The following is a 26,962-nucleotide window of genomic DNA, read 5'->3' as shown; positions in this document are numbered from 1 at the left end:
TTTGCTGAGGATATAATTCCTCATCAATAAGACTCAAAACATGAAAAGTTTTTTACTATCCCTTACCTGCATGATTATTACAGGTAACCTGCTGGCCCAAAATAAAGTGCTGCCAGTAATTGACATGCATTTACATGCATTGCCCGCTGATTTTGATGGTCCACCACCAATTGGCATGTGCGCTCCTTTCGAACACTGGTCTGTTCGTGATGCCAAACAAAGCGGACAAGAGTACTATGTGAACACTCTAACGAAAAACCTTTTTTGCGGCGGCCAGCATTTTCTTTCTGCAACAACAGACGACTCCCTGCTTCATGAAACGCTCAAGGTAATGCAGCAATACAATGTGTATGGGGTCGCCAGCGGTCCATTTCAGGTTGTACAAAAATGGCGACAGGCGGCTCCAGACCGCATCCTTCCGGGAATCATGTTTTCACCGACTATGGAGATTTCTCCGGAACAACTCCGGAAATGGTTCAGCTCTGATAGCCTTAAGGTATTAGGTGAGATAACCGGCCAATATGACGGAATAACCTTATCAGATAGTATCATGGAACCTTACCTTACACTGGCAGAACAAATGGATGTTCCAATCAGTGTGCATGTTGGCCCAGGCCCTCCAGGTATTGCCTACGCGGGAGCAGGAAAATACCGGGCCAGACATCATAGCGCTTTGGTATTGGAGGAAGCGTTGATCAAACATCCCAAACTAAGGATCATTGTTGCGCATGCCGGCTGGCCTATGATTGACGATATGCTGGCTGTTTTATATGCACACCCGCAGGTGTATGTAGACCTGGGGATTATTTGCTATGGATTCCCGAAAAAAGAATTCTATGCTTACTTACAAAGAATGATTGACGCAGGATTTGGTAAAAGAATTTGTTTCGGCTCTGATCAAATGATCTGGCCTCAGACAATTAGAGTGGGTATCGAAAGCATAATGAGCGCTCCGTTCCTAACTGAACCACAGAAACGAGACATCCTTTACAACAACGCTGCAAAATTCTTACGACTTACTTCCGAAGAAATGTTTTTGCATCGTTATCCATTCAAAAAACTTAAGGAAAGAGCATTATGAAAATATTATCGTCGGCAATTCTTAGTGCAAGTACTTTGTTATTTACTTTTCATGTTAGTTCTGGATTTTGTCAATATTCTGTAATGACTAATACCACGCCTGTGCAAAGTCACGTAATCGCGGCAGTATCGCCGGAAGCTTTAGTACAGCTGAAGGCAAAACAAATAAAAGCATTAGGAACGTTTGTAAGTTACACCAAGCGGCTTAATACTACAAATAGTAAACTCAATAGCAAGTTGTATACTGTTACGGGTGCAAAATATACAAATGGACACGTTTTTATACAACTTGAGAGTGGACAAAACGAGCGGTAGCTATTTATGGCGAGATATATAAATTATGGAAGCAGCTAGGCAGGTGAAGAAGGCCATGTCGGAACCCCAACAGCCAACGAAGCTAGCTGCCCGGATGGCGTAGGGCGATATAATTTTTTAGCATCGAAGATAAAGCCAATGCTAAGGCTATCTATTGGCGGCCCGGGAAACCTGCTGTCCTTATCGGCGGTAGGATCTTAGATTATTGGGCCGTTCAGGGATATGAAAAAAGTGTATATGGATATCCTGCATTTTATCGAATGATGCCAATAAAAACCTGGAGCCTATTGATATGGCCACCCATTTTGAGCTTGCAAAAAACAATTCGTTAGAAACATTGCTTCATGATTTTAAAATGCTTAGGGAAGAGAGTGTTGCAGCATTAAAAAATTTCAATCTTCAACAGGATGATTTTACAAAAACAGCATTTCACCCTAAAATTTTTGAAGTGAATTTGCAACAGCTTATTGCTACCTGGGTTACACACGACCTAAGCCACCTTACTCAAATTTCAAGAATAATGGCCCAACAGTACAAAAGCGAAGTGGGCCCGTTTGAAGCCTATTTAAAAATACTTAAATGAGCATGATGCAGAGATATCCCATACCGGATATTTTAGTTGCATAAAAAATTAAATGTTGTTACTGCCTTTTGGCCTGTATGGCTTTTATAATTACGGTGCCCGATAAAAACAAAGCACTGCCCGGTAACAATAAATAAAGAGCTAACCTATGAATGGCCATTAAGAGGTATTTACCTTAGGAGCCACCGCCTATGATTGTGCCTGTTGAATGGCCACGATAAACTCTTTTCGGTATTGTGACTTTATTTGTCTATCTTTACATACTGTTAAGAAAGTAACAGAACACTCTTTCAAAGTTCGTTGCAAATTGCAATTAGTATTGATCCTGCTTTAAAGCAGATCTTCTCCTAGTACTTCCTCCCTTGTAATAAGTTGCTGCTTTATTAGAAAATACGGATAGGCCTACCCCTGTTCGAACTTATTATTATTTATCAAATCTTCTTTTATAAAAAAGTTATCATTTAAAAAATCAGAAGCCGCTGATTTTTCTACCACGCTGAAAGACCGTGTTGCAGCCTATTTAACAACTAAAGGCAAAAACCGGTACGGCAACCGGGCCCTGATATTTAAGACAATTTTCATGCTATCGCTGTACTTTGTGCCCCTGGGCATTATTTGCTTTGGCGGTATTGTACATACATGGCAATTGTTTGCCCTATTTATACTTAGCGGGTTGGGAATGGCTGGCATAGGTATGGGTATTATGCACGATGCGCTGCATGGCTCGTACTCTAAAAGCAAAAGGCTTAATAAATGGATGGGTTATACCATGAACCTGATTGGAGCCAGCGATGAAGTATGGAAATTACAGCATAATGTGCTACATCACAGCTTCACTAATATTGACGAGCACGATGACGATATTAACGCTCCCTTCTTCCTGCGCTTTTCACCTCATGCCAAAAGAAACCGCCTGCACCCGTTTCAACATTATTATGTTTGGCTATTTTACGGCTTATCTACAGTGTCGTGGATAACCTCCAAAGATTTTATAAGGCTTAACCGTTACAGGAAATTGGGGCTGGTTAAAGGAAAAGCTGAATATAGGAGGCTTTTGTTAAGGATCATCTTCTGGAAACTTATTTATTTCTCTTACGTTCTGGTATTACCGCTGTTGCTTACTTCATTTGCCCCGTGGATGGTGATGCTGGCTTTTTTAAGTATGCATTTTGTAACAGGCTTTTGTATATCCATCGTATTTCAAACAGCCCATGTAATGCCTGACACGTCTTATCCGCTGCCAGACAATGCGGGTAAACTGGAACATGAGCGGCTGGTGCATCAACTAACTACTACCTGCAATTTTGCCCCGCGAAGCAAGTTATTTTCCTGGCTGATTGGCGGCCTGAATTTCCAGATTGAACATCATTTATTCCCGCACATATCTCATGTACACTACAGGCACCTGGCACCAATTGTTAAGAAAACCACAGAAGAATTTGGTATACCTTATTACAGCTATTCTACATTTTTTTCTGCAATAAAAAGCCATAGCCTGATGTTACGGCAGTTAGGTACAATGCCTTAAAGACCTTTTATACCATCTCAAAACAGTTTGATAAGCTGATGCTTTATCAATCATAAAAATAAACTAATGAAATACATTACAAAAAATAAAAACAACAATAAGCAACCGGGTACAGCTGGTAAAAAGAATATAAAAACGATAGACCCGGCTTTATTGCAGGTACAGCCTGCAACGCAGCAACCGGTAAGTTTTGAAGCGGCATTACCTTTTTCAGATATGCCGGTTCATGAACTGTTAAAGCAAAATATACAAAAAAAAGGCTACAAATATCCAACAGAGATACAGCAGCGCGCCATACCGGCCCTTCTTGAAGGTGCCAACATAATTGGTATTGCGGCTACCGGCACAGGCAAAACAGGAGCTTTTCTGATACCTTTTATTGAACAATTATTACACAACAAAAATAGTACAGGCTTGGTAGTAGTACCAACGAGAGAATTGGCCCAGCAGGTTGCTGAAGAATTTAAGGCGCTGACGACAGGCATGAAATTTCGTGCGGCTTGTTTTATTGGCGGCACAAGCGTGAACGCCGATGTGGCCCGTGCCGACGCACGAAATCATTTGATTATTGCTACACCAGGCCGATTGCTGGACCTGGTAAACAGGAAGGCGCTGCACCTGAACGCAATAGAGGTGCTGATATTGGATGAGTTTGACCGTATGCTTGATATGGGTTTCATCAACGATGTAAAAACTATTGCATCCCTCACCCGTGCGCGCAGGCAAACCCTGCTGTTTTCAGCCACTATGAATGCATCCCAGCAAGCACTGATCCGCCAGATGGTTCAAAACCCACTTACGATAAACGTGAGTAGCGGCAAAAGCGCCAGCAGCAGTGTAGAGCAAAACGTTCTTAAAGTGGCCCCTAACGAAGACAAAATGGAAGTATTGTTTAACCTGTTGAGCGGTGACAGCTTTGAGAAGGTGATGCTTTTTGCAGAAACCAAACGAACGGTAGATAATCTCAATAAGCAACTGGCCCGAAGGGGGGTGAGATCAGATGTGATCCATGGCGATAAATCGCAGCATTACCGTACAAAAGCCATTCAGCAATTTAAAACCGGCCACACGCGCGTATTGATTGCCACTGATGTTGCTTCAAGAGGTTTGGATGTACAGAATGTTACCCACGTAATCAATTACCAGCTACCACAAACTATGGAAGCTTATATTCACAGGATTGGCCGTACCGGAAGAGCCGGTAAAAAAGGAATAGCTTATACATTTATTAATTAATACTTAAAATAGACAATTATGAAACAGGGAACAGTAAAATTTTTCAACGACGAAAAAGGATTTGGCTTTATTACACCACTTGAAGGCGGTAAAGATATTTTTGTACATAAAAGCGGGCTTATACATCAAATTGACGCCAGCGACCAGGTAACCTATAGTACACGCGATACATCAAGAGGACTGGAAGCCATTGAAGTAAAGCAAGTGAGATAAAAATACCTGCTAAGGAGCTCAGCGCTCAGCTATAATATTTGCAAGATTACCTGCAAGTATTATAGTGCTTTGCTACCAGGTAAATGACTATTTGCTGATAATAAAAGGGGCTATTTTAACCGTCATTCGGATCCCGATCCTGATCGAAGTTGTCGAGTGATCTGCTCCGTTCAGGATATCTTTCGATCTCCGCTGCGCTCCGCTCAAAATAACGATTCTTTTTGTCAGGCCCCATTGATTTTTGATGGCAAATTCTTTAGTTGAAATAACCATTGCGGGCGTTTGATACGGCCTCTTTATTTTTTAGTGCACATGCTCGCCAGCACCTTGTGCCCCGGCGTTTGAGCTATTGAAAGTGGTATAAAAATACTACATCACCCACATAGGCGGGTTTTGTTTGATTTTTGATACTGAGAGTTGCCTCTATAACAACTTTTGTGGTTCCCCTTAGGTCAATTATCGATTTAAGCTTAGCCTTTAACTGAACTTCGTCGTCGACCAAAACGGGCTGGCCAAATTTTAGACTCTCTATACCGTAGTTAATTTCCATTTTAAGATTGCGGACATCAGCAATCTGTTTCCATAAATATGGAATTAATGACAATGTTAAATAACCATGTGCAATTGTAACTTTAAATGGGCCTTCCTTTTCAGCCCTTTCCCTGTCAACATGAATCCATTGGTGATCCAATGTGGCATCCGCAAACCTGTTAATTTGAGTTTGATCTATTTTATGCCAGTTAGAGAAACCCAGCTCTCTACCCAAATATGATTTATACTCCTCAAAGTTGTTAATTACCAGCATAAATATTTTTTTAATGAACAGCACCAGCTACCCGCTTTTACCGGGTACGTTACCAATTGGCTGGCATTTGTATTACCAGTTGAATTGTAGTGTGCATTGACCTATTGATATTTTCGATTTGTGATCTCTAAAATAAGTATTCCTGATCAAACCGGGCTATTTCAATGTTTGCTATGATTAGTTAACAGATCTTTTTGGAGTTTAATTTACGAAACGGGAGTGTTTGTTGTATGCATGTAACCCCACTCCCCAACTGCCGGGATGATAATCACCCTGATTGAATTTGCCTCCTACACACTACGGGAAGCCAGCTATATAGTTTACCCTCCCCTTCCAGCCAGTGGAGACACTGGCCAGGGCTATGCTGAGGTTTGTGTCTCACAAACCAGTCGGATGCATTTAAATATAATTGATGCCGGTTTATTATAAAAATACAGGCAATTAAACCCGGGTTGCAGAGATCGTTAACAAACTTGAGAGTAAAGATGAAGAAAACGCGGCAAGAAGGAGCCACGAAGACAGGAAGGCATAAAGAAACACAAAGAAAGTACCAACAAGGCCGTTGATTGGTGAAAACACCGAACCAAGGCGGCAAGAAGGAGTCACGAAGACGGGAAGGCTTATCCCAAATAAAAAGCATCTACCCGTTTTATCACCCTTGCAGGCTGGCCATAAAGTTTTGTAACAGGAAATCAGCGCTTGTTTTCAAAGCCCGTTTTTACTCCCGGCGGATTATCAATAAGAGACTTTCCTATTTCGCGGGGAGCAAAACTAAGTGTATGGTTTTCCTGCTCTCCCTCCCTTTCAGTTGGCGAAGCTGACTGCAGGATAAGATGGGTTTCATTCGATCCGGAATAATAATGCAGCTTGAATGTATAGGTTACCGGTTCTAATTTCCAGTTACCGCTTTTAACCAAACTACCCCATTCATTGGTACGGCCACTGGCCGATTTACTCCACCATCCCCCCTTCCCTTGTCGGGGTGTAACGGTAAGTTGATCACCATCCAACTTCCATGAACCTGTTTCATAAACGTACTGTATCTCTTTCACATATACGGCCCAGTTCTTCATACGAAATAAATAGGTGCCATCCTTAAAAAAAGTATACTCTTTTCTAAAATATCCGCCGGATGGTTGTGCCAATCCATTGGAGTAGCCACTTGTTTCGATGGTATAACGAACCCACAACCCCAGTATGGATGCATTGCTGTGTTCCTTTACTGGCGCCGCTGTCGGGTTATTTATAAGTGTTGAAGCGGATTTTGTTAGCTCTAAAGAATTAATAAAAGCCAGTAATTCATTTTGATACTGATCTGAATTGGTCATTAATACTACACTGGCCATTTGCCCACCACCGGTTGCAGTAAGCAATGTTGCCAACCCTTTTTGTGGGCCATCGGTATAATTAGCCGTTCCTGAAATAATTTCCCAGCCATTTTCTTTGGCAGGCTCCAGCATGGTGGGTTCGGCACTTACCTGTACCGAAGCTTTTACCAGCTTCTGCCAGTCCGTTTTAAAATTCTGATTGGCAGTTGTACCGGATGCAGTAGCTTTTGTAATAAGCGCCACTGCATAAGCGCCGGTTTTTTGATCGGTAACCGATAGTTGTATGCCACCCTCATTTTGTTGTTGCTGCCAGCCGGCGGGTACGCTGAAGGAAACAACATCAAAATTTTGCTTTTGAGCAAGGACAGGACAACTCACCAGGATGAGGCTGTGTAGCATCAATAGTGTATTGAAAAGTTTCATTTTAAGTTTTATTATTTTATCAATATAATGTCGCATCGCAGATACAGCTGCTGGTCGCGCTTTCTTTTTTGCATTTGCCTTTGCGCCGTTTTTGCTGGTTGACAGTTGACAGCTATAATGTTTGGCTGCCATTATTAAGCGAATAATTTCGTACGATCATTAAAGCATTTTCCTCAAAGCTTCCCTATCAAAATTTTTCAAAAAATTGTTGAAGAGCCTTGTAGAGAATCCGCTATCCTTACCAGTCTCATAACGAAATTGAACCTCCATAAAGATGGGTTGGGTAGACTGGCTATTACCAGCAGCAAAATACCGGGGATTTAAAACATACAAAGCAGAGATGTATTCATCTTCGGCATCATAAAATTTACCCAGACTTTCCAGGCGTTTATAGGCTTCATAGGTCCTGTTATTATTATCGACCACTGCCGGCTGCTGCAACCACTCCGGCTTTTGGGTAGCCAGTAACCCTTTCAGTTTTGCTTTTTTGGCTTCATATATTTTGGGATAGGCATCTCTATCCTGTTCCAGCAAAACCATTTTCTTTTTAGCCCAATCAGCAGTTTCATTCGCATAATCCTTTACCATTTTGGCGTGGCTATACAGGAAATTGGCTTTTTCTATTTCGAGGTATTCCAGCATATCCTCCAGGTATTGTTTCCTGCTTACGGGAACCAATAAGGGCACACCCGGTTTGGTTATGAGGTAATGCCTGTCAACCCAGGTATACGAATCGGGGCCACGCTTGTCATATTGGCTTCCCCTCATCCAGTTTTCAACATAACCGTCACCATTAATGATTTTTAAAAAATCAGCATGTTTATTTTTATAGTCAGTGGAACGGTTGGCGAGCATATCCGATTCTGAAATGTATTGCGATACCCTGCTGGGACTATTTTTCTTATCATGCTCAAAGTTGGCTCCGCTCCTGGCTTCTACCGGTATCTCGTAACGGATCTGGCCGTTGATGGTAAATTCGCCTGTTCCGCCAGCTTTGGTCCCCGTAAAAATGGAGGGATTCATATCTACCCGGAATACAGTTCGGTATTCATCTACTATTTTAGGTATATGCTCGGTAACGTGGCAAACGTATTGGTAAACACCCAACTGGTAACCGTACCTGGCGTAGGCATTTTTTCCATAATCGCTGCTGCCCCATGTTGCAAAACTTACCCTGGCGGCACATCCCGTCAATTTAAAATCCCTGCGGCTTGCTTCCTCCAGTTTTTCAATAACAACGAGGTTTTTCATCATTGCAGCTTTTTCGGCTGCAGTGCCCTTTAAATTGAGTGATCCATATTTGGGATTGGTATGGTCGGTATAAATACCTTCCACAGCATCGGCAGTTCCGTTGCAGGGCACTTGTGGCGCAATTATTTTTCCTTTGGTTTGTGCCGTTAAATTTTGAAAGCACAACAATAGCGCAAAACTAATAGCATATAATTTCATCCGTATATATTTTATGTTTTTAATGACCGGGCGCCTGTCGGCAGGCAGGCAACTTTGTGCACTGCCGGGTCAGACGGAGACCGTCAGACCAGATTTATTTACCAAATATGCCGGTACCTTGTACCGACCCTGCCCCGGTGTTAAGGCTGATGCTTACTTCCGCCCCCGCGCTTCCGCTGGCAGGCCCGATACCTGCTTCTGCCTCCACACCTCCTTTTACTACCACATCAGAAATACCATTGCGATCTATTTCAATATCAGCGCCCACGCCTGCGCTTACATTGGCTTGCAGCGGACCTACTTTACCGCCAACGCTTGCTTTAGGGCCTATGCTCACCGTGCAGCTTTTAAATGAATCTCCAAAGCCGGCATGGTCTAAATCCTGGTTCAGTGTTAAGCCCAACGCTGCTGCATTAATAGATGTTTTCAACCCGCTACAATCCAGGTGTATATTGAAGCCCACATTCACGATGCCTAATTGTGCACCAAAATCACTATTAATAGTGCAATTCGGGTCTTTAAAAGCGGTTAGTTTGCCTCCTTTTATTTTACCGGCTCCTGTGCACCCGTAAGTTACACCTAACACTTCAGCTTTAAAAGACAGGTCGCTCAACCATTGTTTTTTTAAACCGGCAATAATACCGGGAAGCAATTCAGGATAGGTTGTATAAAGCGATGCATACGCCATTTCATTTAAAAACTGCTTTTGCACTATTAAATACTCATTATATAAATCCTCATACTTTGTATTATACGCAGCCAGGTAGGTATCTACCGTTTTTACCGATTCGCTGCATAGCACATCATTATTTTCTGTTCCGCCCTGGCCCACATTTTTCCACCGCTCGTTAATCTTATTCATAGCAGCTTCATATTCCTTCTTATATACTGCGCCATCGCCTTTCATAAAAGCAGCCATTTTTTGCAACACGTCATCTTTTTTTCGCTGAAGGTTTTGCAGTACCCTATTTTCCCTTGCATTCATTTCTTCCGAGAACATGGGTGCGCCTACAATTTGCAAGGCACTACTTTGGCTTACCGAACCAGGGTTAGCCAATGCTTTGCTGCTGGCATTCATAAATTGTTTTTGCTGATCTTGCAGCCGTTTCACCATTTCCTTATTCGATTCTTCCGCTAGTTTTTGCAATGGTTGCATCGCCTGGCTTATCTCAACTAAAAATTGCTTTCGCTGCTCTTCGTAAGCTTTCATTGCCGCATACGATTTAGGAAATTCCATGGGGGAAAAATTACCCAGATTCAACAAATCATCGCTTTTGTTGGCCGGTGGAAAATTGTTGTAATCCCCAGAACCGATTTTATAGCCTAATTGTGCCAGTTTATCTTTTCTTGCAGCCGTTGCGCCTTGTTTAAATGCAGTTTTGGCATGGCTGGTTGCAGCAGTTTTATTGCCTTTATTTTCTTCAATAAGACATAGCGTTTCGTTGGCTTGTGCATGAGCAGCAGCTACCATCAATGTACTATCTAAATATTTTTTTGATTGCCCCATATCTCCCAGCGCAAACCAAGCCTGCCCCAGGTTGTTGAGGATAGTGCTGTTCTTTTTAAACCGGGCGTTCAGGTTGTTTAAAATGGGAATGGCCAGCTCAGGAGCTCCCATCATAGTGAGCATAGCTGCATAGTTGTTGAGGTTGTCGGTATTACCTGCATCATCTTTACACACCTGCGCCATTAAACTCAGGGCAATTTGTATGCGTCCCTGCATCCACAGCACGGTGGCTGCACTACCCATTTCATTTGTATCTGCGTTTTTATTTTTTAGTGCTTTGTAAATATCATTTGCCTTGTTTTTAGCAGCGGGTAATACGGCTGAAAAAGTACTATTGCTGGTTGTACCTATAAAGGCGCTCATATTAGCGGTGGAAGGTGTGGCGACAATAGACGCAATACCTTTACTATTTTTGACCGGGATAATGCCATTGGAAATAATTCCATTTTTTACGGTAGCAGGGTTATTATTAATTTTGGATTCAGCGTCTTTTATTTTCTGCCCCATGCCTACACTCCCGGTCATGCTATCGTACATCCTCCTGGCTTCGGGACTCATTTTAGACAGCTGCTCATTCAATTTTTTCTGTGCCTCGGCATAGGCCTTCCTATCCTTTTCCATTTGCTCTTTAGAAGGTTTTTGGGCAAAAGCCGGGATAACAAGTGAAAAGAATAAAAACTGCCAGATTACCTTTTTCATTCCTAAAATATTTATTGTTAAATGATCAATTGCTATCGAACATAAATTCCCCAGGACTGTGAAGCTTTGGTGCCGTCCGTTATGTTGGTTTGTGTACCATTTTTCCAGTATACCGACCTGTTACCGGCACCGCCGCCTTCAATGCCCGATACATATATATCATTTCCAAATGTTGCAATGGAAGTGGCTGTAAAAACCAGGCTGGCATCGGATAAGGTTGTTGCCGTTCCGTTTTTCCAATATTTGGCAATGTTTTTATTATTGACAACTTCCAATCCTGCGCAATACATATCATTGCCTTTTACAAACAGTCCAAAAGCAGCAGTATTACCGGTTTCAGACTGTACCGCCGTTCCATTTTTCCAACACCGTAAGGTAGAGCTGCCATTACTATAAAGTTCATATCCGGCCACATACACATCATTATTATTTACAGCAATGGCCTGAGCATATGTAGTGTTTGTGCCATCAGAAAGTGTTACGGGGTTTCCGTTTTTCCAGTATTTGGCTACATTTTTTCCATTCGCATTATTTTCATATCCCGCCACGTATACATCGTTGCCATTTACAACAATGCTTCGGGCAAATGAAGCGGTACCGGCACTACCTAATGTTACGGGTGTGCCGTTTTTCCAATATTTGGCAAGCGCCACCGTGGTATTATTTACGGGAACCAGTTCATGCCCGGCTGTATATACATCATTACCGCTTACAAAAACGGATACTGCTAAGGTGTTGGTAGCACCATCGCCTAGCTCCACTGCCTTCCCGTTTTTCCAATATTTGGCAACCGCTTTTCCGTTCGCATTATTCTCATATCCTGCTACATATACATCGCTGCCATTTACAACCACCGATCGGGCAGCTGAAGGCAAACCGGTTGTACCCAATGCCACCGGCGTTCCGTTTTTCCAGTACCTGGCTACACTAATATTGGCCGCATTGTTTTCGTAGCCGGCAACATATACATCGGGCACATAAGTAACGGTGCCTCCATTTGCGGTTGCGCTGCCCGACTTTATTAACACCTCGCCGCTTGTATTACCTACGGCAGGTACACTTACTGTAATAGCAGCAGCAGATACAGCAAGTACCGGCGCCGGCACCCCGTTTATGGTAACAGTATTGTTAGCTGCGGTAGTATTAAAATTGCTGCCATTGATGGTAAGCACATCGCCATAATGCACGGTTACGGCTGAAAGAGCATTTACAACAAGACCTTGAGCAGGCGCAGGTGCGTCAGTGTTTTTACTGCAAGATGAAACAAAGAAGGTGCAGGCACAAAAGCCAATCATCAGCAGCGGAATTATCTTTTTCATTTTTGGTAATGTTTGCGAGTGTAAAGATGGAGCATGAAAAGCGGTGAAGCAATCGCCTGAAAAAGCCAAAATTCGGAGACGAAGAATCCCCCGAACGGGGGATAACTTTTTGCCGGACAAATTCATTAATTTGTAGACTAATGCGCACAGGTTTATTTTATAGTATAAAAAAATGGATGCCTCTACTGCAGCTATCATTTTTTTTTAATGCTTCAGCACAAGAAATGCCGAATACAGACAGCCTGATGCAAATAGCCAGGTCAGCAAGGGAAGACAGCATTAAAATAAAAGCACTGCTTGTATTATCTGATGCATATGAAAATAATGACCCTGAAAAAGCCATCTCTTATAGCAGACAGGCGGTAACCATAAGTATTAAATCGGGCTATGAAAAAGGGATCATGAGTGCTTACCGAAACCTGGCCTATATTTTTACGCTTCAATCCCGATATGATTCATTGATGCACTATAACAAATTGGTGTATGAGATGGCAGAAAAAAAGAAAGACGTATTTAATATGGGCGTTTCCCTGTACAATATGGGTGAGGGCTACAAGTATCTGGGAGATTATGAAAAAAGTATTGATCATACTTTCAGGGCCCTTAAAATATTGGAAGGAAAGGGCTACGATAATATAGAAGCTAATTTATATGGTGGATTGCAATCCACCTATTACAAATTAAAGCAGTATGACAAGTCAGTTGGATACGGATTAACAGGAATAGCGCTTGCCCGAAAAAATAAATCGGAAGGAATATTAATTGTGCTTCTTGAAAATATGGGACACTGTTATGCCGATATGAAACAATATGCCAAAGCTGAAGATCACTATGATGAAGCTATTCTTTTGGCCCGCCAGCGACAAGATAAAATTAATGAAACGATCTGTTACGAAGGGAAAATAGATATAGCCCTGAATGAGAACAGATACAATGACATAAAAAAATACGCTGACAAAACGATGTCATTGAGCGTAGAAACAGCGAATGCTTCCGGCATCTGTACCTCTCATTATAACCTTGGTTTGTACTATATGCTAATCAGGGAATATAATAAAGCAAATGAAGAAACGCTGGCTGCCTTAAAAATAGCCCGTGAAAATAAGCTCCTGGAACACGAAGCACAGATTTTGAACCACCTGTCCATCATTAGTGCAGCGAGGCATGATATTTCAGGTTCTATTGAATATGCTAAACTGGCGGAAGAAATTAATAATAAAATATTCACGGACGGAGTGGCTGAAAAGGATGCAGCAATGCGAAACCTATATGAAACCGGGAAAATAGAAACGCAGATAAAACTACAGCAGGCTACCATCAGGCAAAAAAACATACTTAACTATTTTCTCATTGGCGGCGCTTTGGCTCTTGTCGTTATACTACTATTATCCTACCGGAATTATAGAAACAGGCGAAAGATACAACAGCATCGTATCAACGAATTAGAAACAGAAAAACAATTATTAGCCACTCAATCCCTGCTTAAAGGCCAGGAAGATGAACGCAGCCGCCTTGCGAAAGATCTGCACGACGGACTTGGAGGCCTGCTTAGTGGCGTTAAACTTCAATTAGGCGCTATGAAAGGAAATCTTATTTTAACCGAGGAGCATGGCCGCACATTTAATAACGCATTAAACAAGCTCGATGAGTCCATCAGCGAAATGAGGCGTGTGGCGCATAATATGATGCCGGAAGCATTAATGAAGCTAGGCCTCCAACAGGCTTTGCAGGATTATTGCGATAGTTTAAGCGAATCACAACCCTTTACCATCAATACTGAATTTTACGGGTTGGAACAGCGTATGGAGGCATCGGTGGAGATTGTAGTATACCGCATTGTACAGGAGCTGGTGAATAATGCGGTGAAACATTCGGGAGCGACAACCATTTTGGCGCAGGTAATAAGGCAGGACAGTAACCTCAGCATTACCGTGGAAGACAATGGAAAAGGATTTGAAACAGAGCGATCAGGCTCTTTAAAATCAGCCGGCCTGCACAATATACAATCAAGAGTACATTACCTTCACGGGCAAATGGATATACAATCATCACCCGGCAAAGGTACTTCTGTTCACATCGATTGCACAATCAATAACAATGGATAAAATAAAAGTACTAGTGGTGGATGATCATCCCATGGTATTGGAGGGCATGCGGTCTATGCTGACACTCATTAATTTTGTGGCGCTTACCGGTATTGTACCAAATGCATACGAGGCTATGGAAGCAATAAAAAAAGAAGAACCCGCCATTGTGTTCACCGATATTAATATGCCCGAAGTAAGCGGAATAGAACTTACCGAAAAAATAAAGAAAGAATTTCCCGAAGTAAAAATTATAGCGATGAGTACTTTTAAGGAACGCAGCTATATTTCTCAAATGATACAACAGGGAGCATCGGGCTATTTAGTTAAAAGCGCATCGAAGGAGGAAATTGAAGAAGCCATTCTTTCTGTGTACGAAGGGCATTTATACATAAGCTCAGATATTAACATGACACAAACGGAGCAGCAGGAAATAAAAAACATACCGGTAATAAGCAGCAGGGAAAAAGAAGTATTGCAGCTTATTGCCGACGGAAAGACCAATCCCCAAATAGCTGAACAGCTATATCTGAGTATGCACACCGTAGACAGCCACCGGAAAAACCTGCTTACCAAATTTGGAGTCAACAATACAGCTGCCTTAATAAAGCTGGCGGCAAGGCATAATTTAGTATAATAAGGAACCCAAAAAAGATTATAAGTCTCTGCCCTGTGCCGGTTCTTTTTATGGATGCCCGCCTCCTCCTGCCGCGCCGTATATTTGCCCGTTGGCATAGCTGGCATCACTTGCTGCTAGCTGGACATAAATAGAAGCCAACTCTGCCGGTTGTCCCGGGCGGCCTAATGGTGTGCCTTCTCCAAATGTTTTTAATTTTTCCTGTTTGGAGCCTCCGCCTAATTGTAATGGCGTCCATATAGGCCCGGGTGCAACACCGTTTACCCGTATACCTTTTGGCCCCAGCTGCCTGGCTAACGACCGGACGAAATTGGTTGTGGCCGCCTTGGTGATGGCATAATCAAAGAGCTCGGGCGAAGGATCTTCTGCCTGCACCGATGTAGTGGCAATAATGCAGGCACCAGGCTTTAGATGCGGCACTGCTGCTTTTATGAGCCAAAAGGGTGCATAGATATTAGTCTTCATCGTCCAGTCGAACTGTTCGGTAGTAATATCCCCGATAGATTCATGCGATTGCTGGCGTGCGGCATTACTTACAAGGATATCTAACCCTCCCAACTCCTGTACCGCTTTTGCCACCAACTGTGTACAAAAATCCTCACTGCGCAAGTCGCCCGGAATAGCCACCGCAAGCCTCCCTTCCTTACGAATCAATTCAATTACCTCCTTTGCATCGCTTTCTTCTGCCGGCAGGTAGTTAATCGCTACATCGGCTCCTTCCCTTGCGTAAGCAATAGCCGCAGCACGCCCCATGCCTGAATCTCCGCCGGCTATCAAAGCCTTTCTACCAGCCAGTCGCCCCGACCCTTTATAAGACTTTTCGCCGTGATCGGGTCTGGGTTCCATCTTATTAGCCAACGCAGGCCAGTCCTGGTGCTGCTCCTTAAACGGGGGGTTGGGATATTTAGACCGGGGGTCTTCGAGGCTTAATATAAAATGCTGAGAGGGCGCTCCCTCATCCGCCCATGCAGCAGGCATAGCCATTGCAGCTACGCCCGTACCCACACTCACAATAGCCTTTCTCCGGGATATCCAATTTTTGTTGATCATTGGTGTAAAGTTTATTTTCCCTTTTTTTGAGACAAACTTTATACCATGGCCCGAAACGTCCGCCTTGTTATGATGCGCTATACATGTACTTTTTTACTACCTGATATAAAGTCAACCTGTAGAGACAGCTAAATAGAGTTTTCAAATAAATTCGTTTCTCTATTCAAAAAACGATTTGCATCTTCCACTAAAGAAGATAGTACCAATAACATAATATGAAAAAATATTTCTGCCTGCTACTTTTCGCATTGAGCGCTTCACAAGTTTCCATGAGCCAGAACAATAAGCCGGTTACTACAGTTGCTAATAGGAATATAAACAACGAAGCCCGCTCGCTTCAATTGACCCATCAATTAAGAATAAGCGATACAGTAAAACGTGAACAAGTGTATAACCTGTTAAACCATCACCTGAACGCATTGCAACTTATTTTTGACGAGCGTAGAAAATCTATGGATGATGCCGAAAAAAATACTACCGAAGAACTGGCCGATAGCAGAGCCAGAGCCGCATGGGATGCAGCCAACGGACAGCTAAATAAATTATATGCGGCTTTTTTAGGTAAATTATCTAATTTGCTTACCCCTGATGAAACAGAAAGGCTGAAAGACCTGATGACGGAGGGCGGATTGCAGCGTGAGTATAATCATTATCTGGCGCTGTTACCCAACCTGTCGGAACAACAAAAAATGCAGGTAACTGCCTATTTGAAAGAAGCAAGGGAAAACGCGATGAATGCCGCCACTGCTCAAAACCGGGTGGAGTGGTTTATTAAATTCCGTGGCCGGGCCAATAACTACCTGGCAGCCGCAGGTTATGATTTACATAAAGCCACGGAGGAGCTTGAAACGCGCAGCAATAAAACCCGATAATTATTTAAATAAAATACTACAAGTATGGCCATACAACAGCAGGCAATAGACCAACTCTTATCACAACTCAATAACAAGGAAATTAAATTTGCTGATGTACTTCAATTTATTGAAGCATACTACACCCATACACCGGCAGCTTTTAGAAACGGGGAACAGCTGAATGCAGCTAAGGAAAACCAGGGCAGCGCAAAGGTTTTGCGCTTTGCACAGTTAAACAAATTATCTGAAACGGACACGCTGAAGCTGTTTGCTGAACATTACAATGATGTTGTAGCAACACCCAACTCCGTTAATCACCAAAACATCAGGCAGTTTATGCAATCCGGATGGGAGGGCGTGCACTTCGAAAGCGAAGCACTTAACGAAAAGTAATAAACATCCTACATAAAATAGCAAAGCCCCCGAAAACGGGGGCTCTTGCTTATAACTACCAAACCAAACTACTCTCTCTTTATTACACTTTCTCTTCCCGCCATTTTTTAAAGATGGCATTTACGATCCGGTCTACCTCGCGGGATGTTATTCTCCGGTCGTTTAATTCGTCAGTTGCCCATCCCTGTAATATTGTTTTATCGCTTTGGGCATCTACCATTGTAATGCTTATCGTTCCCTCCCTTGTAGGCACGTTATAATTATCGTAGCCTACAAACCTTTGCGGATAATAAACCCTGTAAAACCTCCTGGCATAGGGATTATAAAAAGTTCTGAATCCTCCCCATGAATACATGGGCTCCGAAGCTACCTTTGTTCCCTTCTCAACCAGTACATCATAACTCAATATTACATCGGGGTTACGCTTTACTTCCTTCCATCCCTGCGTTCTGGCCAGCTCTGCACTTACCGCGTCTTTTATACGCTGTTCCGCTATTCCAGCCCTAGATCCCTTTTCATTTTTCTGCGCCCAGGCAAAGGTTTGATAATTACCAAAATTTACGTTCCTGGCTTTTTCTATATGTGCTGTAGGACCACAACCAGAAACGATAAGAGCTATTATTGCAACTATACCCAACAGCGCTATTCTTTTCATCTTCTAAAGTATTGTTACACCTATTAGACGCAAAAACAGCTAAAATGATTACAGTTGTAATGCAAAAAAATTGTGAAAGAAAAATGAAAACTGGGCGTACTTTAAGGAAAGTTTAAGGTATTATTTCAAACAAAAAAACCTGTTGCTTTTCTTTAATATTGAAATTATTATCTGCCACTAAAATCAGGGACCGGTGGCCATTAGGAAGTAGCGGCCCCAAGGTAATACCCTCTACATTATCAATATATCTTTCGAGGGAATTAAAATTGAATAGCAGCTTTTTGGTAGCTGGTGTATATGTTGTGTTTTGATACAAACTCTTTGTGGTACTTACATCCGTTGCTTTTGAAAAATCAGCCAGGTATATTTTGATCACACAATTCTCCACACCTGTAGAAAATGAGCGCTCCAACACTAAAAACCGGTTCTCCCCTATATTTAATATTTCAGGTATCCCGTTAACGCTAAAAGCTGTGTTGGGGATAGGTTCTGCCGCTATTGCATCCAATAAATAGCCATATTGCCCCATTGCTTTTTTAGTTTTTACATCAAACCTGGTGAAGCGAACCGGTGCGTTGGCGTAAGTAGCGGAGGCCAGAGGCCCATCTTCGTGAATAGCGCCTTCCATACTGGCCCACAGGTGCCGATAATCCGGCGAAAAGCTCAATCCCTCCAAAACATCATTTTCTCTTGCTCCGCTATCGCCCACATACATATGCAGGTTGGCGGGAATCAGGAAGCTGTCTTTGAACCGGCCTTTCAGGTCCATTTCGTAAATCCAGGGATTTTGGTAAACCATTCGATTACTGCGAATGGCCTTATCGCCCTCGCTACTCCAAACCAGTGTTTTTGTTTTTTTATTGTAACGGATCGACTCGGGATCTGCAGCATGTTCGGGCAAAATTTTAAGCGCAGGGAATGTATCATTCTGTGCATTCTTCAAGGTTTCAACCGAAAGAAATCTTACCGAATCAATTTTGTAATTGTTGATATCAATAGCTGCCGTATAAAATCGTGCAGCGCTGGTTGCCGAACGTTCATCGCAGATGATGAAATATTTATTTTCTGCGGCATCGTAATCAATACCCGATAACCCTCCTACCCAGGTATTTTGCAGGCGCAGATCATGGGCGATAACATATTCGTCTAAAAATTTAAGGGATGAGACCGGTACAGTTTGGCCGTTTGTTTTAACTGCTTTTTTAGAAGTGCTGCAGCCAGTTAACAGAACCACACTCAATGTAAAAACGGATATAAAATAACGCACGGAGTATATTTTCAACAAAGCTAATGGAATCAACAGGTAAATAAAAAGTTACAAGCCTGTAAGCCGGATTCTGTACTTCATCATACTTCGCCAGGCTCAGTATGACAAGGTGGTTATCATTTATCTGTTCTGTAAGTTACCCTACAGAATCAATCTGCCTACCCTCCCCGATAGTTTTGCAACATTTTGCCGGGCCGGCAAAAGATCGGGGTTTACATGGCATTTCAGCACACAAGGTTTACCCAAAATACTTATTACTAAATATTCCCGTGAGCTTTTACCTCACATTTTCACCTTTTCCCGTAAAAAAACAGGTAGTTATTTTCTGTGGCACTTTCTATCCCCGCTTTACGCGAAGCCCGGCTATTCACCGGTGTGCTGCCCTGTGCTGTCCGGACTTTCCTCCCTTTAAAAAAGGCGATAACCCGGCTTGTAACTGTGCAAAGATAGTTTTTATTTGTTAGCCAGCTGAACTGCATCAATCAGCGGTATTGTGTCACTCACTTGTGCGGTTGAATATATGGCATCTCTAAACTGTAACTAGTTTTTTATTTCAGTTATTGTAACACCTGTAAAGCAATCGTCAGCGCAGTTTTTGGGAAAGTAGCCGCATGTTGAAATCATGCCCCCATTCTTAGCCTCAAAAAAAATAAGGTTTTCATCTTTATCCATGCGTAGCCACACATGTTTAGCCTTATCATATATTTCGTCCAGTGTTAAAGAAGCATTATAACCTTTATGGGTATTCAGTGTTTCCTTGTTTTCTGTCCACTCCGCGTATAGTTTTATTTTAGTTCTATCCTGTTCATCCGGGATCATACTTTTATAAGTTCTGCCAGTAACCTTCCCATTATTGACCTGCACTACCATGGAAGAAGAGAAACCCGTCCAGGAACTCCAGGTTTGTGTATATGAATAACTGTCGTTGTTAGCCGCTTTAAAATCGAGCCAGGTCTTATAACTCCGATAAAATGCATCGCTGCTGTAAAAGCGCTCCTTTTTACATGACTGTATTAAAAACAATAAGCTTACAGTAAAAGCCATCCAATATTTCATAAAACAATGTTTTACTTATTGAACGTGCTTTAAAATAACAACGCAACTAATATTTAAAAAATATCTCGGTGGCACCATACCCGTAACGGGAATCGTATTGATTGACGAAATAGCTTACCTCTTTCTTTAATCTCAATGCATCATGAATCTCGTCCCTTAACTTTCCTGTGCCTACTCCATGAATGACCACCAATGTGGGCTGCATATGAGCCACTGCCAGGTCGTAAAACTTTTCAAAGGTTTTTAATTGCAAGGTCAGCATTTCAAAATTATTCATTCGCTCATGGTTATCGGCAAGTTTTTCGATATGCAGATCGACCACGCTACGGGCCGGCTCCAAATGTTTACGTGCTTCTTTAGCGCTATAAATTTTGAAGCCCTTACTGGCCAGCTTATCCAGCGGCAGCTTTATTTCTTCCGGAGCTTTATCCGGGTATTTATCTAATAACAGGTACGAAAAAGAAGCTTCATTTTTCTTCTTCAACTCTTCTATTCGATTAAATGTTTGTTTGGGTTTTAGTTTAACCACACTCTCAAAATGGTCTGCTTTGCCCTTTTCGGCCACTGGTAGTGAAAAATCGAACTCAAAAGCAGGGCTATCACTCATATCAGAAAAATCGACATCATGGATGTAGAAATTCTCAAAAGGCTGGATGCTGTTCTTAAGTTCAAAGTCCGCTTCGCCGAAGAATGTTAGCTTATAATCAAATTTATAAACTGCTTTGCTATTATTCACCAGGTATACTTTCAGCTTTTCTACGTATTCATCGCCAAATTCATCCGTATCCATTACCGGTAAAAAATTCAGCCAAACGCCATTCTCTATACGGTCCTCCTTTGCTGTTTTTTCTTTCCGGATATCATCCACATATTTTTTGGATGCGGGTTGCGGATTATCTTTCTTCTTTTGTGTAAAGCGTTTGTAATAAGGAAAATCAACCTGGTCGAGGTGCACGGGAAACTTAACGCCCCGCACTTCAATCATCGCCATATTCTTATTGATAAATTCCACAATCTCTCCCTCTTCGTCTGAATGAAGCACTAATACTTTATCTCCTACCTGATATTTCATCAGTAAATTTTTTATTTTTTTAATGGTCTGACAGAACTACGCACTAGCACTCTTTATCTAAAAGAAATCTTAACATGCTTCGTTTCATCTGGCAAAATTACAACAATAAACAGGATTTACAGAATAGCGATCGGAACGGTACGGGCAGCTAATATGTGGCCAGCCAATTTTGATATGCCGCCGCTATGCGGCTTAAACCAATGATCAAAACAATTATTCTATTGATATACCGCCGCTATGCGGCTTCCTGTAATAAACAGTAGAGCTAACATTCTAGCGCTACGAAGCAAATCTGGCAAAGTTTACATTTTGAAACAGTTTATTTCTCTGCCGCCAGTTTGCTATGCCGGTATCCGTATAAAAAGTAGATTGCCAGCCCCAAAGCCATCCACACAAAAAACCATGCCCAGCTGATGGCCGGAATTTCTATTAGCAGGTACATGCAGGTTAATACCCCCATGACAGGTATTAATGAATATTGTTTCTGAATTGTTTTAACAGTAATAATTAAAGCAATTAAAAGATACACCAGGAACAAAATTTCCTGGTAAGCTTCTGCGCCAATGTTTGCTACAGCACTGGTTAAGCGGTCTCTGAACAGGTATACAAACAAAACATACAATGCGGGAATAATGATCCTGCCGTTGATGTAAGGAATCTTAAACTTTCCCGGCTCTTTAGCAATAGGTGGTAACAAAAGCACGCCTCCGCATACCAATATAAAGGCAAACAGGGTACCGATACTGGTAAGGTCTGTTACCAGGCCGCTCTGCAGGAACAAAGCCCCCGCACCTACAATTACGCCGGTAATAATGGTTGAAAAGGAAGGCGTTTGGTATTTAGGATGAATTTTTTGAAATACTTTGGGCAGCAAACCATCGCGGCTCATGCTCATCCAGATACGGGGCTGACCGATCTGGAACACCAGCAACACCGATGTAGTTGCCACGACAGCGCTTACCGAAATGATCTTTTCAATCCAGGGCGCACGCTTTTCAAATACAAAAGCCAGCGGATCATCTACACCTTCGAAGCTGCTATAGCTTTCGATTCCCGTTAATATTAAAGCTATGGCGATGTAAAGCACCGTACATATAACCAGGGAGTAGATCATACTACGCGGCAAATCCCGCTGGGGATTTTTACATTCTTCTGCAGTAGTAGAAATAGCATCAAAACCAATATAGGCATAAAACACAGCCGAAACCCCTTTCAAAACTCCTTCAAAACCATTAGGCATGAAGGGTGTCCAGTTATTAGTATCTACAAAAAAAGCACCCGCTACAATTACAAAAATGATCACAGCAATCTTAAAGATCACCATATAATTGGCAGATTGTTTACTCTCTTTAATGCCTATATAGGCCAGCCAGGTAACCAGGCAAACTATGATAAAAGCAGGCAGGTTAAAAAACACAGGCGAACCTGCAAAACGTGGCGCTTCATTGTACGCTTTAATGGCAAACTGATAGCTCGCAATATCTTTAGGAGATAGATTGGCCGCGTTTTGCTGCAGTTCGGAAGTAGCCTTATTAAAGGCTTGTACTGCAGTTTGCGGGTCCACCAGCATCCAGTCTGGCAGATGAATATTAAACACATGTTCCAGCAGGTTATTAAAATAACCACTCCAGGAGATGGCTACTACAATATTACCAATGGCATACTCCAGGATCAGGGCCCAGCCGATGATCCATGCCACTACTTCGCCAAAACTCACATAAGAATAGGTATACGCACTACCTGAAACCGGCACCCTGCTGGCAAATTCGGCATAACAAAGCGCAGAGAAACCACAGGTAATAGCCGTGATAATAAAAAGTACAGAAACGCCTGGTCCTCCATTAAAAGCAGCGCCGCCGATGGTAGAAAAAATACCGGCGCCCACTACCGCTGCAATGCCCAAAAAAGTAAGATCCTTTACGCCCAGTATTTTTTTCAATCCGGCATCATGTCCATCACCGTAACCTTCCGCCGCATCTTTTAATATATTCTCTATTTTCTTTTTTCGCAGTATAGACATTGTTATGCTTTAAAGTTTTTGGTTTTAGGTTTGAAGTTAAAAAAACTTCACCTTAAATTGAACTTTTAATAATCACGCTTCACCAGCAACAATGCCAGGTCTTTCAGCGGTTGCTTACGTTTAGCCAGTACGGCAATTTCTTCAATATAACCCAAAGCGTCATTGAGAAACAGATCTTTTTGAGCGATCGCCCATTCGTCTATTTTACAGTCCCGGTATAATTGCAATACCCGGGCTACTTTATCAGCGGCATTCCCGTTTAACAATTCCTGCAACTCTTGCCTCTGAGCAGCATTGGCCACTTCCAGCGCCTGAATGAGCAGGAAGGTTTTTTTGTTGGAAAGAATATCTCCGCCCGGTTGCTTGCCAAACTTCTCAGGATCACCAAAGGCATCGAGGTAATCATCCTGCATCTGGAAGGCCAGCCCGATCTTTTTGCCGGCTTCGTACAATAAAGCCAGGTTACCCAGGCTACCGCCCCCTAATATACCGCCCATTTGCAGGCTGGCAGCGAGCAAAACCGATGTTTTAAGGGTAATCATGTGCAGGTATTCTTCGTAAGACACATTATCGCGTAATTCAAAATCCATATCATATTGCTGTCCTTCGCATACTTCTGTAGCCGTTTTATTGAAAAGGTTAAGGATACGCGGAATGAATTCTGGCGATAGTTTATTGATATAGTCGTAAGCCTTTACCAACATTACATCGCCGGCCAGGATGGCTGTAGGCTCATTATATTTACTGTGAACAGTTGGCTGGCCGCGTCGCAACGGCGCTTTGTCCATTATATCATCATGGATCAACGTGAAATTATGGAACAACTCAATAGCGGTGGCCAGATGCCAGGCATCCGGATGTATTTCTCCTAATAATTCGTTTGCCATCAGGCATAAAACCGGCCGGAAACGCTTCCCTCCCAGGGAAAGAAAATAATTATTAGGCTCGTACAAACTGGCAGGCTGTTCCGGGAAATGGGAACGGTTGAAATGTGCTGAAAATTTCTTTGATAAGTCCTCAAATGATTGCATGGGCCAAAAATAGAGAAAATAAGGGCGAATAAGTGTTGTTTTTACAACCGGACGTTGGCACGACGGAAAAGCAGTACCGGAAACTATAACAATACTGAAAATTTTCATCAAAACGGTTTAAATTACAACTCAACAACGCCCTCCCAACATGAAAAAAGTATTTGCCGTTTTTTATTTGTTACCCCTGATTGTATGTGGTTATGCCTGTAATAAAAATGCAATAGCTCAGACACCTGAAAAACCTCCGCAACCAGGCGCTGAGTTTGCATCTGCAGCAATCATCAATCAACGACTCGGCTGCGGCATCAATTTAGGCAATACCTGGGAATCGAGTTGGGATAAAAAGGAAAGTACACCAGCTGATTTTGAAAAAATTGCAGCTAAAGGGTTTACCAGCGTGCGGCTGCCTATACGCTGGGAAATGCCGGAGCGGGCACAATTCACCGCTCCCTATACAATCAGCAATACTTTCTTGAATAAAATCAAATCAGCTGTAGATGACGCGCTCAAGAACAAACTGCATGTTATTATTAATATGCACCACCACGACAGCCTGTATGCACGCCCCGATGAGTTAAAACCGGTGTTTTTAGCCCAATGGAAACAAATAGCGGCTGTTTTTAAAAACTACCCCGACAGCCTTTTGTTTGAAGTATTGAATGAGCCGCATGGAAATTTGGATGCCAGCAGATGGAACACTTTTTTTGCAGAAGCGCTGCAAACCATACGAGAAACCAATCCTAAAAGGACCGTGCTGCTGGGACTTGCAGAATGGGGCGGCGTAAGTGCCCTGGGTAAAGTATCGGTTCCGCAGGATCAGCACTTAATACTTACGATCCATTATTATAATCCCTTTCATTTTACCCACCAGGGTGCCAGCTGGGTAACAGGCGCCAACGCATGGCTGGGTACCCGTTGGAGAGATACAGAACTGGACCGGCAGGAAGTAAAAGACGATTTTAAAGCGGCCATCGAGTTTGCCAAAACAAAAAATATTCCCATCAATGTTGGCGAGTTTGGTGCTTACAGTACTGCGGACATGGATTCGCGCATTAAATGGACGCGTTTTATGGCCCGTTATTTTGAGCAACAACAGTTCAGCTGGAACTATTGGGAATTTAATTCAGGATTTGGCATTTACGATCCGGCTAAAAACACTTACAATACCGGGTTGGTAAACGCACTTACGTCCGATGCAATGGCGGCTCCCACACCTGTTACTTTTATAAACCTTTACACCAGTAACTTTTTGAATCCGCAGGCAGATGGATGGAGACTTTATAACAACGATGCATCGGCATCTTCTACCCTGGGCATAACAAATGGCAAGGCCGTTATTACCATTGCATCAGCAGGAACACAAACCTGGTATATACAGCTGATACGTGCCAATACATCTATAGAAACCGGAAAAACCTATCGGCTCACCTTCAATGCCGCTTCTGACAGCAACCGAAATATCTCCCTGGCATTTCAACAGAGCAGTACGCCCTGGCTGGTTTACGGAAGTAAGCAATTCGGCATTACGAAAAACGAAGAAAATTACCAGTACGTTTTTACAGCCGCCAGTACGGATGCCAAAACCAATCTCGTTTTTTCTTTGGGCAAAAATGGCCTGGCTCCTGTTACACTTTCTAATATCAAGCTTGAAGAAATAAGGTTTTGATGGCTGCAGATTTTGCTTTATTTCTTTCATTATAAAATTAAACGGGCTTCTTTCACTTGAAATAAGCACATAATTCACTTCGACGTTATAATGACGGGGAAAAGTATAATTTATTTTATTTTCAATAAATACTGAAAGTTTAATAAGTTTACAATACCTTTACATTATAAAACAGCCAACATGAATGCAGTGAAACAATCCAAACAAAAATTTATTGACACCTGGGGAGCATTGGGCAGCGATTGGGGTATTAATAAATCGGTAGCACAGGTACAGGCATTACTGCTGGTATCCGATACCGCTTTATCAACAGACGATATTATGGAGGCATTAAAAATATCGCGAGGGAATGCCAATATGAGTTTGCGCCAGCTGATGGACTATGGTATTATTTATAAAAAAGTAGTGGCGGGAGAAAGAAAGGAATTTTTTGTTGCAGAGAAGGATGTGTGGAAATGGGCTATGCGTATTGCCATGATGCGTAAGCAAAAAGAAATCAACCCTGTACTCGCTATTTTAAAGGATCTGAAAAACGACACCAGGGGCGACAAAACAGCCGAGGGAAAAGAGTTTAATAAAATGGTAGGTGAAATACAATCCTTCACCGACCAAATCAGCACTATGGCGGACAAGGTGTTTGAATCGAACCGGGGAGAATTACTGCTGAAATTACTGAAAGTAATTATGTAGTC

At 42.4% G+C, this 26,962-nt stretch carries 25 protein-coding genes and 1 other RNA gene; 12 read left to right on the top strand and 14 right to left on the bottom strand.

Going from position 1 to position 26,962, the window contains the following annotated elements:
• Window positions 1-40: 40 nt before the first annotated feature.
• From ACLOAU_RS01625 to ACLOAU_RS01600, 6 genes are all read left to right on the top strand, one after another.
• Complete coding sequence (locus tag ACLOAU_RS01625) at window positions 41-1,081, top strand: amidohydrolase family protein (protein WP_427860080.1); 1,041 nt, start codon at window positions 41-43, stop codon at window positions 1,079-1,081.
• A gap of 436 nt (window positions 1,082-1,517) precedes the next feature.
• Window positions 1,518-1,727 carry an LGFP repeat-containing protein gene (locus ACLOAU_RS01620; RefSeq protein ID WP_427862669.1) on the top strand — a complete coding sequence of 70 codons (210 nt, stop codon included), beginning with the start codon at window positions 1,518-1,520 and terminating at the stop codon, window positions 1,725-1,727.
• Complete coding sequence (locus ACLOAU_RS01615; RefSeq protein ID WP_427860079.1) at window positions 1,688-1,978, top strand: hypothetical protein; 291 nt, start codon at window positions 1,688-1,690, stop codon at window positions 1,976-1,978. Before ACLOAU_RS01620 ends, ACLOAU_RS01615 begins: the two co-directional genes overlap by 40 nt.
• Window positions 1,979-2,558: 580 nt before the next feature.
• Window positions 2,559-3,506, top strand: coding sequence for a fatty acid desaturase family protein (locus ACLOAU_RS01610; protein ID WP_427860078.1), 948 nt, complete (start codon window positions 2,559-2,561; stop codon window positions 3,504-3,506).
• A 66-nt stretch (window positions 3,507-3,572) separates the two neighbouring features.
• Window positions 3,573-4,742 carry a DEAD/DEAH box helicase gene (locus ACLOAU_RS01605; RefSeq protein WP_427860077.1) on the top strand — a complete coding sequence of 390 codons (1,170 nt, stop codon included), beginning with the start codon at window positions 3,573-3,575 and terminating at the stop codon, window positions 4,740-4,742.
• An 18-nt stretch (window positions 4,743-4,760) separates the two neighbouring features.
• Window positions 4,761-4,955, top strand: coding sequence for a cold-shock protein (locus ACLOAU_RS01600; RefSeq protein ID WP_427860076.1), 195 nt, complete (start codon window positions 4,761-4,763; stop codon window positions 4,953-4,955).
• An 87-nt stretch (window positions 4,956-5,042) separates the two neighbouring features.
• Here ACLOAU_RS01600 and ACLOAU_RS01595 read toward each other — a convergent pair whose 3' ends face one another.
• The 6 genes from ACLOAU_RS01595 to ACLOAU_RS01570 all read right to left on the bottom strand — a co-directional run bounded on the left by ACLOAU_RS01595 (window position 5,043) and on the right by ACLOAU_RS01570 (window position 12,485).
• The gene (locus ACLOAU_RS01595) at window positions 5,043-5,228 is read right to left on the bottom strand and encodes a hypothetical protein (RefSeq protein WP_427860075.1); all 186 of its coding nucleotides are present in this window, start codon (window positions 5,226-5,228) and stop codon (window positions 5,043-5,045) included.
• 73 nt (window positions 5,229-5,301) lie between these two features.
• Window positions 5,302-5,760, bottom strand: a complete 459-nt coding sequence (locus ACLOAU_RS01590; protein ID WP_427860074.1) for a MaoC family dehydratase — start codon at window positions 5,758-5,760, stop codon at window positions 5,302-5,304.
• A gap of 692 nt (window positions 5,761-6,452) precedes the next feature.
• Window positions 6,453-7,511, bottom strand: coding sequence for a hypothetical protein (locus tag ACLOAU_RS01585; RefSeq protein ID WP_427860073.1), 1,059 nt, complete (start codon window positions 7,509-7,511; stop codon window positions 6,453-6,455).
• Between the two features lie 159 nt (window positions 7,512-7,670).
• A complete protein-coding gene (locus ACLOAU_RS01580) occupies window positions 7,671-8,960 on the bottom strand; it encodes a hypothetical protein (protein WP_427860072.1) in 1,290 nt (429 codons plus the stop codon).
• Between the two features lie 94 nt (window positions 8,961-9,054).
• Window positions 9,055-11,166 (bottom strand): tetratricopeptide repeat protein, encoded by a 2,112-nt coding sequence (locus tag ACLOAU_RS01575; RefSeq protein ID WP_427860071.1) that lies wholly within the window; start codon window positions 11,164-11,166, stop codon window positions 9,055-9,057.
• Window positions 11,167-11,198: 32 nt separating this feature from the next.
• Entirely contained in the window at window positions 11,199-12,485 is a 1,287-nt protein-coding gene (locus ACLOAU_RS01570; protein ID WP_427860069.1) for an IPT/TIG domain-containing protein, read from the bottom strand.
• Window positions 12,486-12,709: 224 nt separating this feature from the next.
• Between ACLOAU_RS01570 and ACLOAU_RS01565 the strand changes: the two genes are divergently transcribed.
• A complete protein-coding gene (locus tag ACLOAU_RS01565) occupies window positions 12,710-14,590 on the top strand; it encodes an ATP-binding protein (RefSeq protein ID WP_427860067.1) in 1,881 nt (626 codons plus the stop codon).
• The gene (locus tag ACLOAU_RS01560) at window positions 14,583-15,206 is read left to right on the top strand and encodes a response regulator (RefSeq protein ID WP_427860066.1); all 624 of its coding nucleotides are present in this window, start codon (window positions 14,583-14,585) and stop codon (window positions 15,204-15,206) included. The genes ACLOAU_RS01565 and ACLOAU_RS01560 overlap by 8 nt, the downstream gene beginning before the upstream one ends.
• A gap of 48 nt (window positions 15,207-15,254) precedes the next feature.
• On the opposite strand, the gene ACLOAU_RS01555 is transcribed toward ACLOAU_RS01560, so the two are convergent.
• The gene (locus ACLOAU_RS01555; RefSeq protein ID WP_427860065.1) at window positions 15,255-16,256 is read right to left on the bottom strand and encodes an SDR family oxidoreductase; all 1,002 of its coding nucleotides are present in this window, start codon (window positions 16,254-16,256) and stop codon (window positions 15,255-15,257) included.
• 215 nt (window positions 16,257-16,471) lie between these two features.
• Between ACLOAU_RS01555 and ACLOAU_RS01550 the strand changes: the two genes are divergently transcribed.
• Both ACLOAU_RS01550 and ACLOAU_RS01545 read left to right on the top strand, forming a co-directional pair.
• Window positions 16,472-17,128, top strand: a complete 657-nt coding sequence (locus tag ACLOAU_RS01550; RefSeq protein ID WP_427860064.1) for a DUF3826 domain-containing protein — start codon at window positions 16,472-16,474, stop codon at window positions 17,126-17,128.
• Between the two features lie 24 nt (window positions 17,129-17,152).
• Window positions 17,153-17,503 (top strand): HopJ type III effector protein, encoded by a 351-nt coding sequence (locus tag ACLOAU_RS01545; protein ID WP_427860063.1) that lies wholly within the window; start codon window positions 17,153-17,155, stop codon window positions 17,501-17,503.
• Between the two features lie 82 nt (window positions 17,504-17,585).
• On the opposite strand, the gene ACLOAU_RS01540 is transcribed toward ACLOAU_RS01545, so the two are convergent.
• The 7 genes from ACLOAU_RS01540 to ACLOAU_RS01510 all read right to left on the bottom strand — a co-directional run bounded on the left by ACLOAU_RS01540 (window position 17,586) and on the right by ACLOAU_RS01510 (window position 24,712).
• A complete protein-coding gene (locus tag ACLOAU_RS01540) occupies window positions 17,586-18,158 on the bottom strand; it encodes a DUF4136 domain-containing protein (RefSeq protein ID WP_427860062.1) in 573 nt (190 codons plus the stop codon).
• A 112-nt stretch (window positions 18,159-18,270) separates the two neighbouring features.
• Window positions 18,271-19,425: an esterase-like activity of phytase family protein gene (locus ACLOAU_RS01535; protein ID WP_427860061.1), complete on the bottom strand. Its 1,155-nt coding sequence runs from the start codon at window positions 19,423-19,425 to the stop codon at window positions 18,271-18,273.
• Between the two features lie 43 nt (window positions 19,426-19,468).
• Window positions 19,469-19,862, bottom strand: an RNA gene (rnpB, locus tag ACLOAU_RS01530) — RNase P RNA component class A.
• A 103-nt stretch (window positions 19,863-19,965) separates the two neighbouring features.
• Window positions 19,966-20,481 carry a hypothetical protein gene (locus ACLOAU_RS01525; protein WP_427860060.1) on the bottom strand — a complete coding sequence of 172 codons (516 nt, stop codon included), beginning with the start codon at window positions 20,479-20,481 and terminating at the stop codon, window positions 19,966-19,968.
• 46 nt (window positions 20,482-20,527) lie between these two features.
• Window positions 20,528-21,553, bottom strand: a complete 1,026-nt coding sequence (locus ACLOAU_RS01520) for a Smr/MutS family protein (RefSeq protein ID WP_427860059.1) — start codon at window positions 21,551-21,553, stop codon at window positions 20,528-20,530.
• Between the two features lie 319 nt (window positions 21,554-21,872).
• Window positions 21,873-23,573: an amino acid permease gene (locus ACLOAU_RS01515; RefSeq protein WP_427860058.1), complete on the bottom strand. Its 1,701-nt coding sequence runs from the start codon at window positions 23,571-23,573 to the stop codon at window positions 21,873-21,875.
• A gap of 65 nt (window positions 23,574-23,638) precedes the next feature.
• Window positions 23,639-24,712: a polyprenyl synthetase family protein gene (locus ACLOAU_RS01510; protein WP_427860057.1), complete on the bottom strand. Its 1,074-nt coding sequence runs from the start codon at window positions 24,710-24,712 to the stop codon at window positions 23,639-23,641.
• Between the two features lie 40 nt (window positions 24,713-24,752).
• Between ACLOAU_RS01510 and ACLOAU_RS01505 the strand changes: the two genes are divergently transcribed.
• Both ACLOAU_RS01505 and ACLOAU_RS01500 read left to right on the top strand, forming a co-directional pair.
• The gene (locus ACLOAU_RS01505) at window positions 24,753-26,270 is read left to right on the top strand and encodes a cellulase family glycosylhydrolase (protein ID WP_427860056.1); all 1,518 of its coding nucleotides are present in this window, start codon (window positions 24,753-24,755) and stop codon (window positions 26,268-26,270) included.
• A 180-nt stretch (window positions 26,271-26,450) separates the two neighbouring features.
• A complete protein-coding gene (locus ACLOAU_RS01500) occupies window positions 26,451-26,960 on the top strand; it encodes a GbsR/MarR family transcriptional regulator (protein ID WP_427860055.1) in 510 nt (169 codons plus the stop codon).
• Window positions 26,961-26,962: the final 2 nt, after the last annotated feature.

The organism is Paraniabella aurantiaca (assembly GCF_050309965.1).
Taxonomy (GTDB): Bacteria; Bacteroidota; Bacteroidia; order Chitinophagales; family Chitinophagaceae; genus Niabella.
Note: the sequence above shows the minus strand (reverse complement) of the source record. Positions and strands in the feature narration are given on the sequence as shown.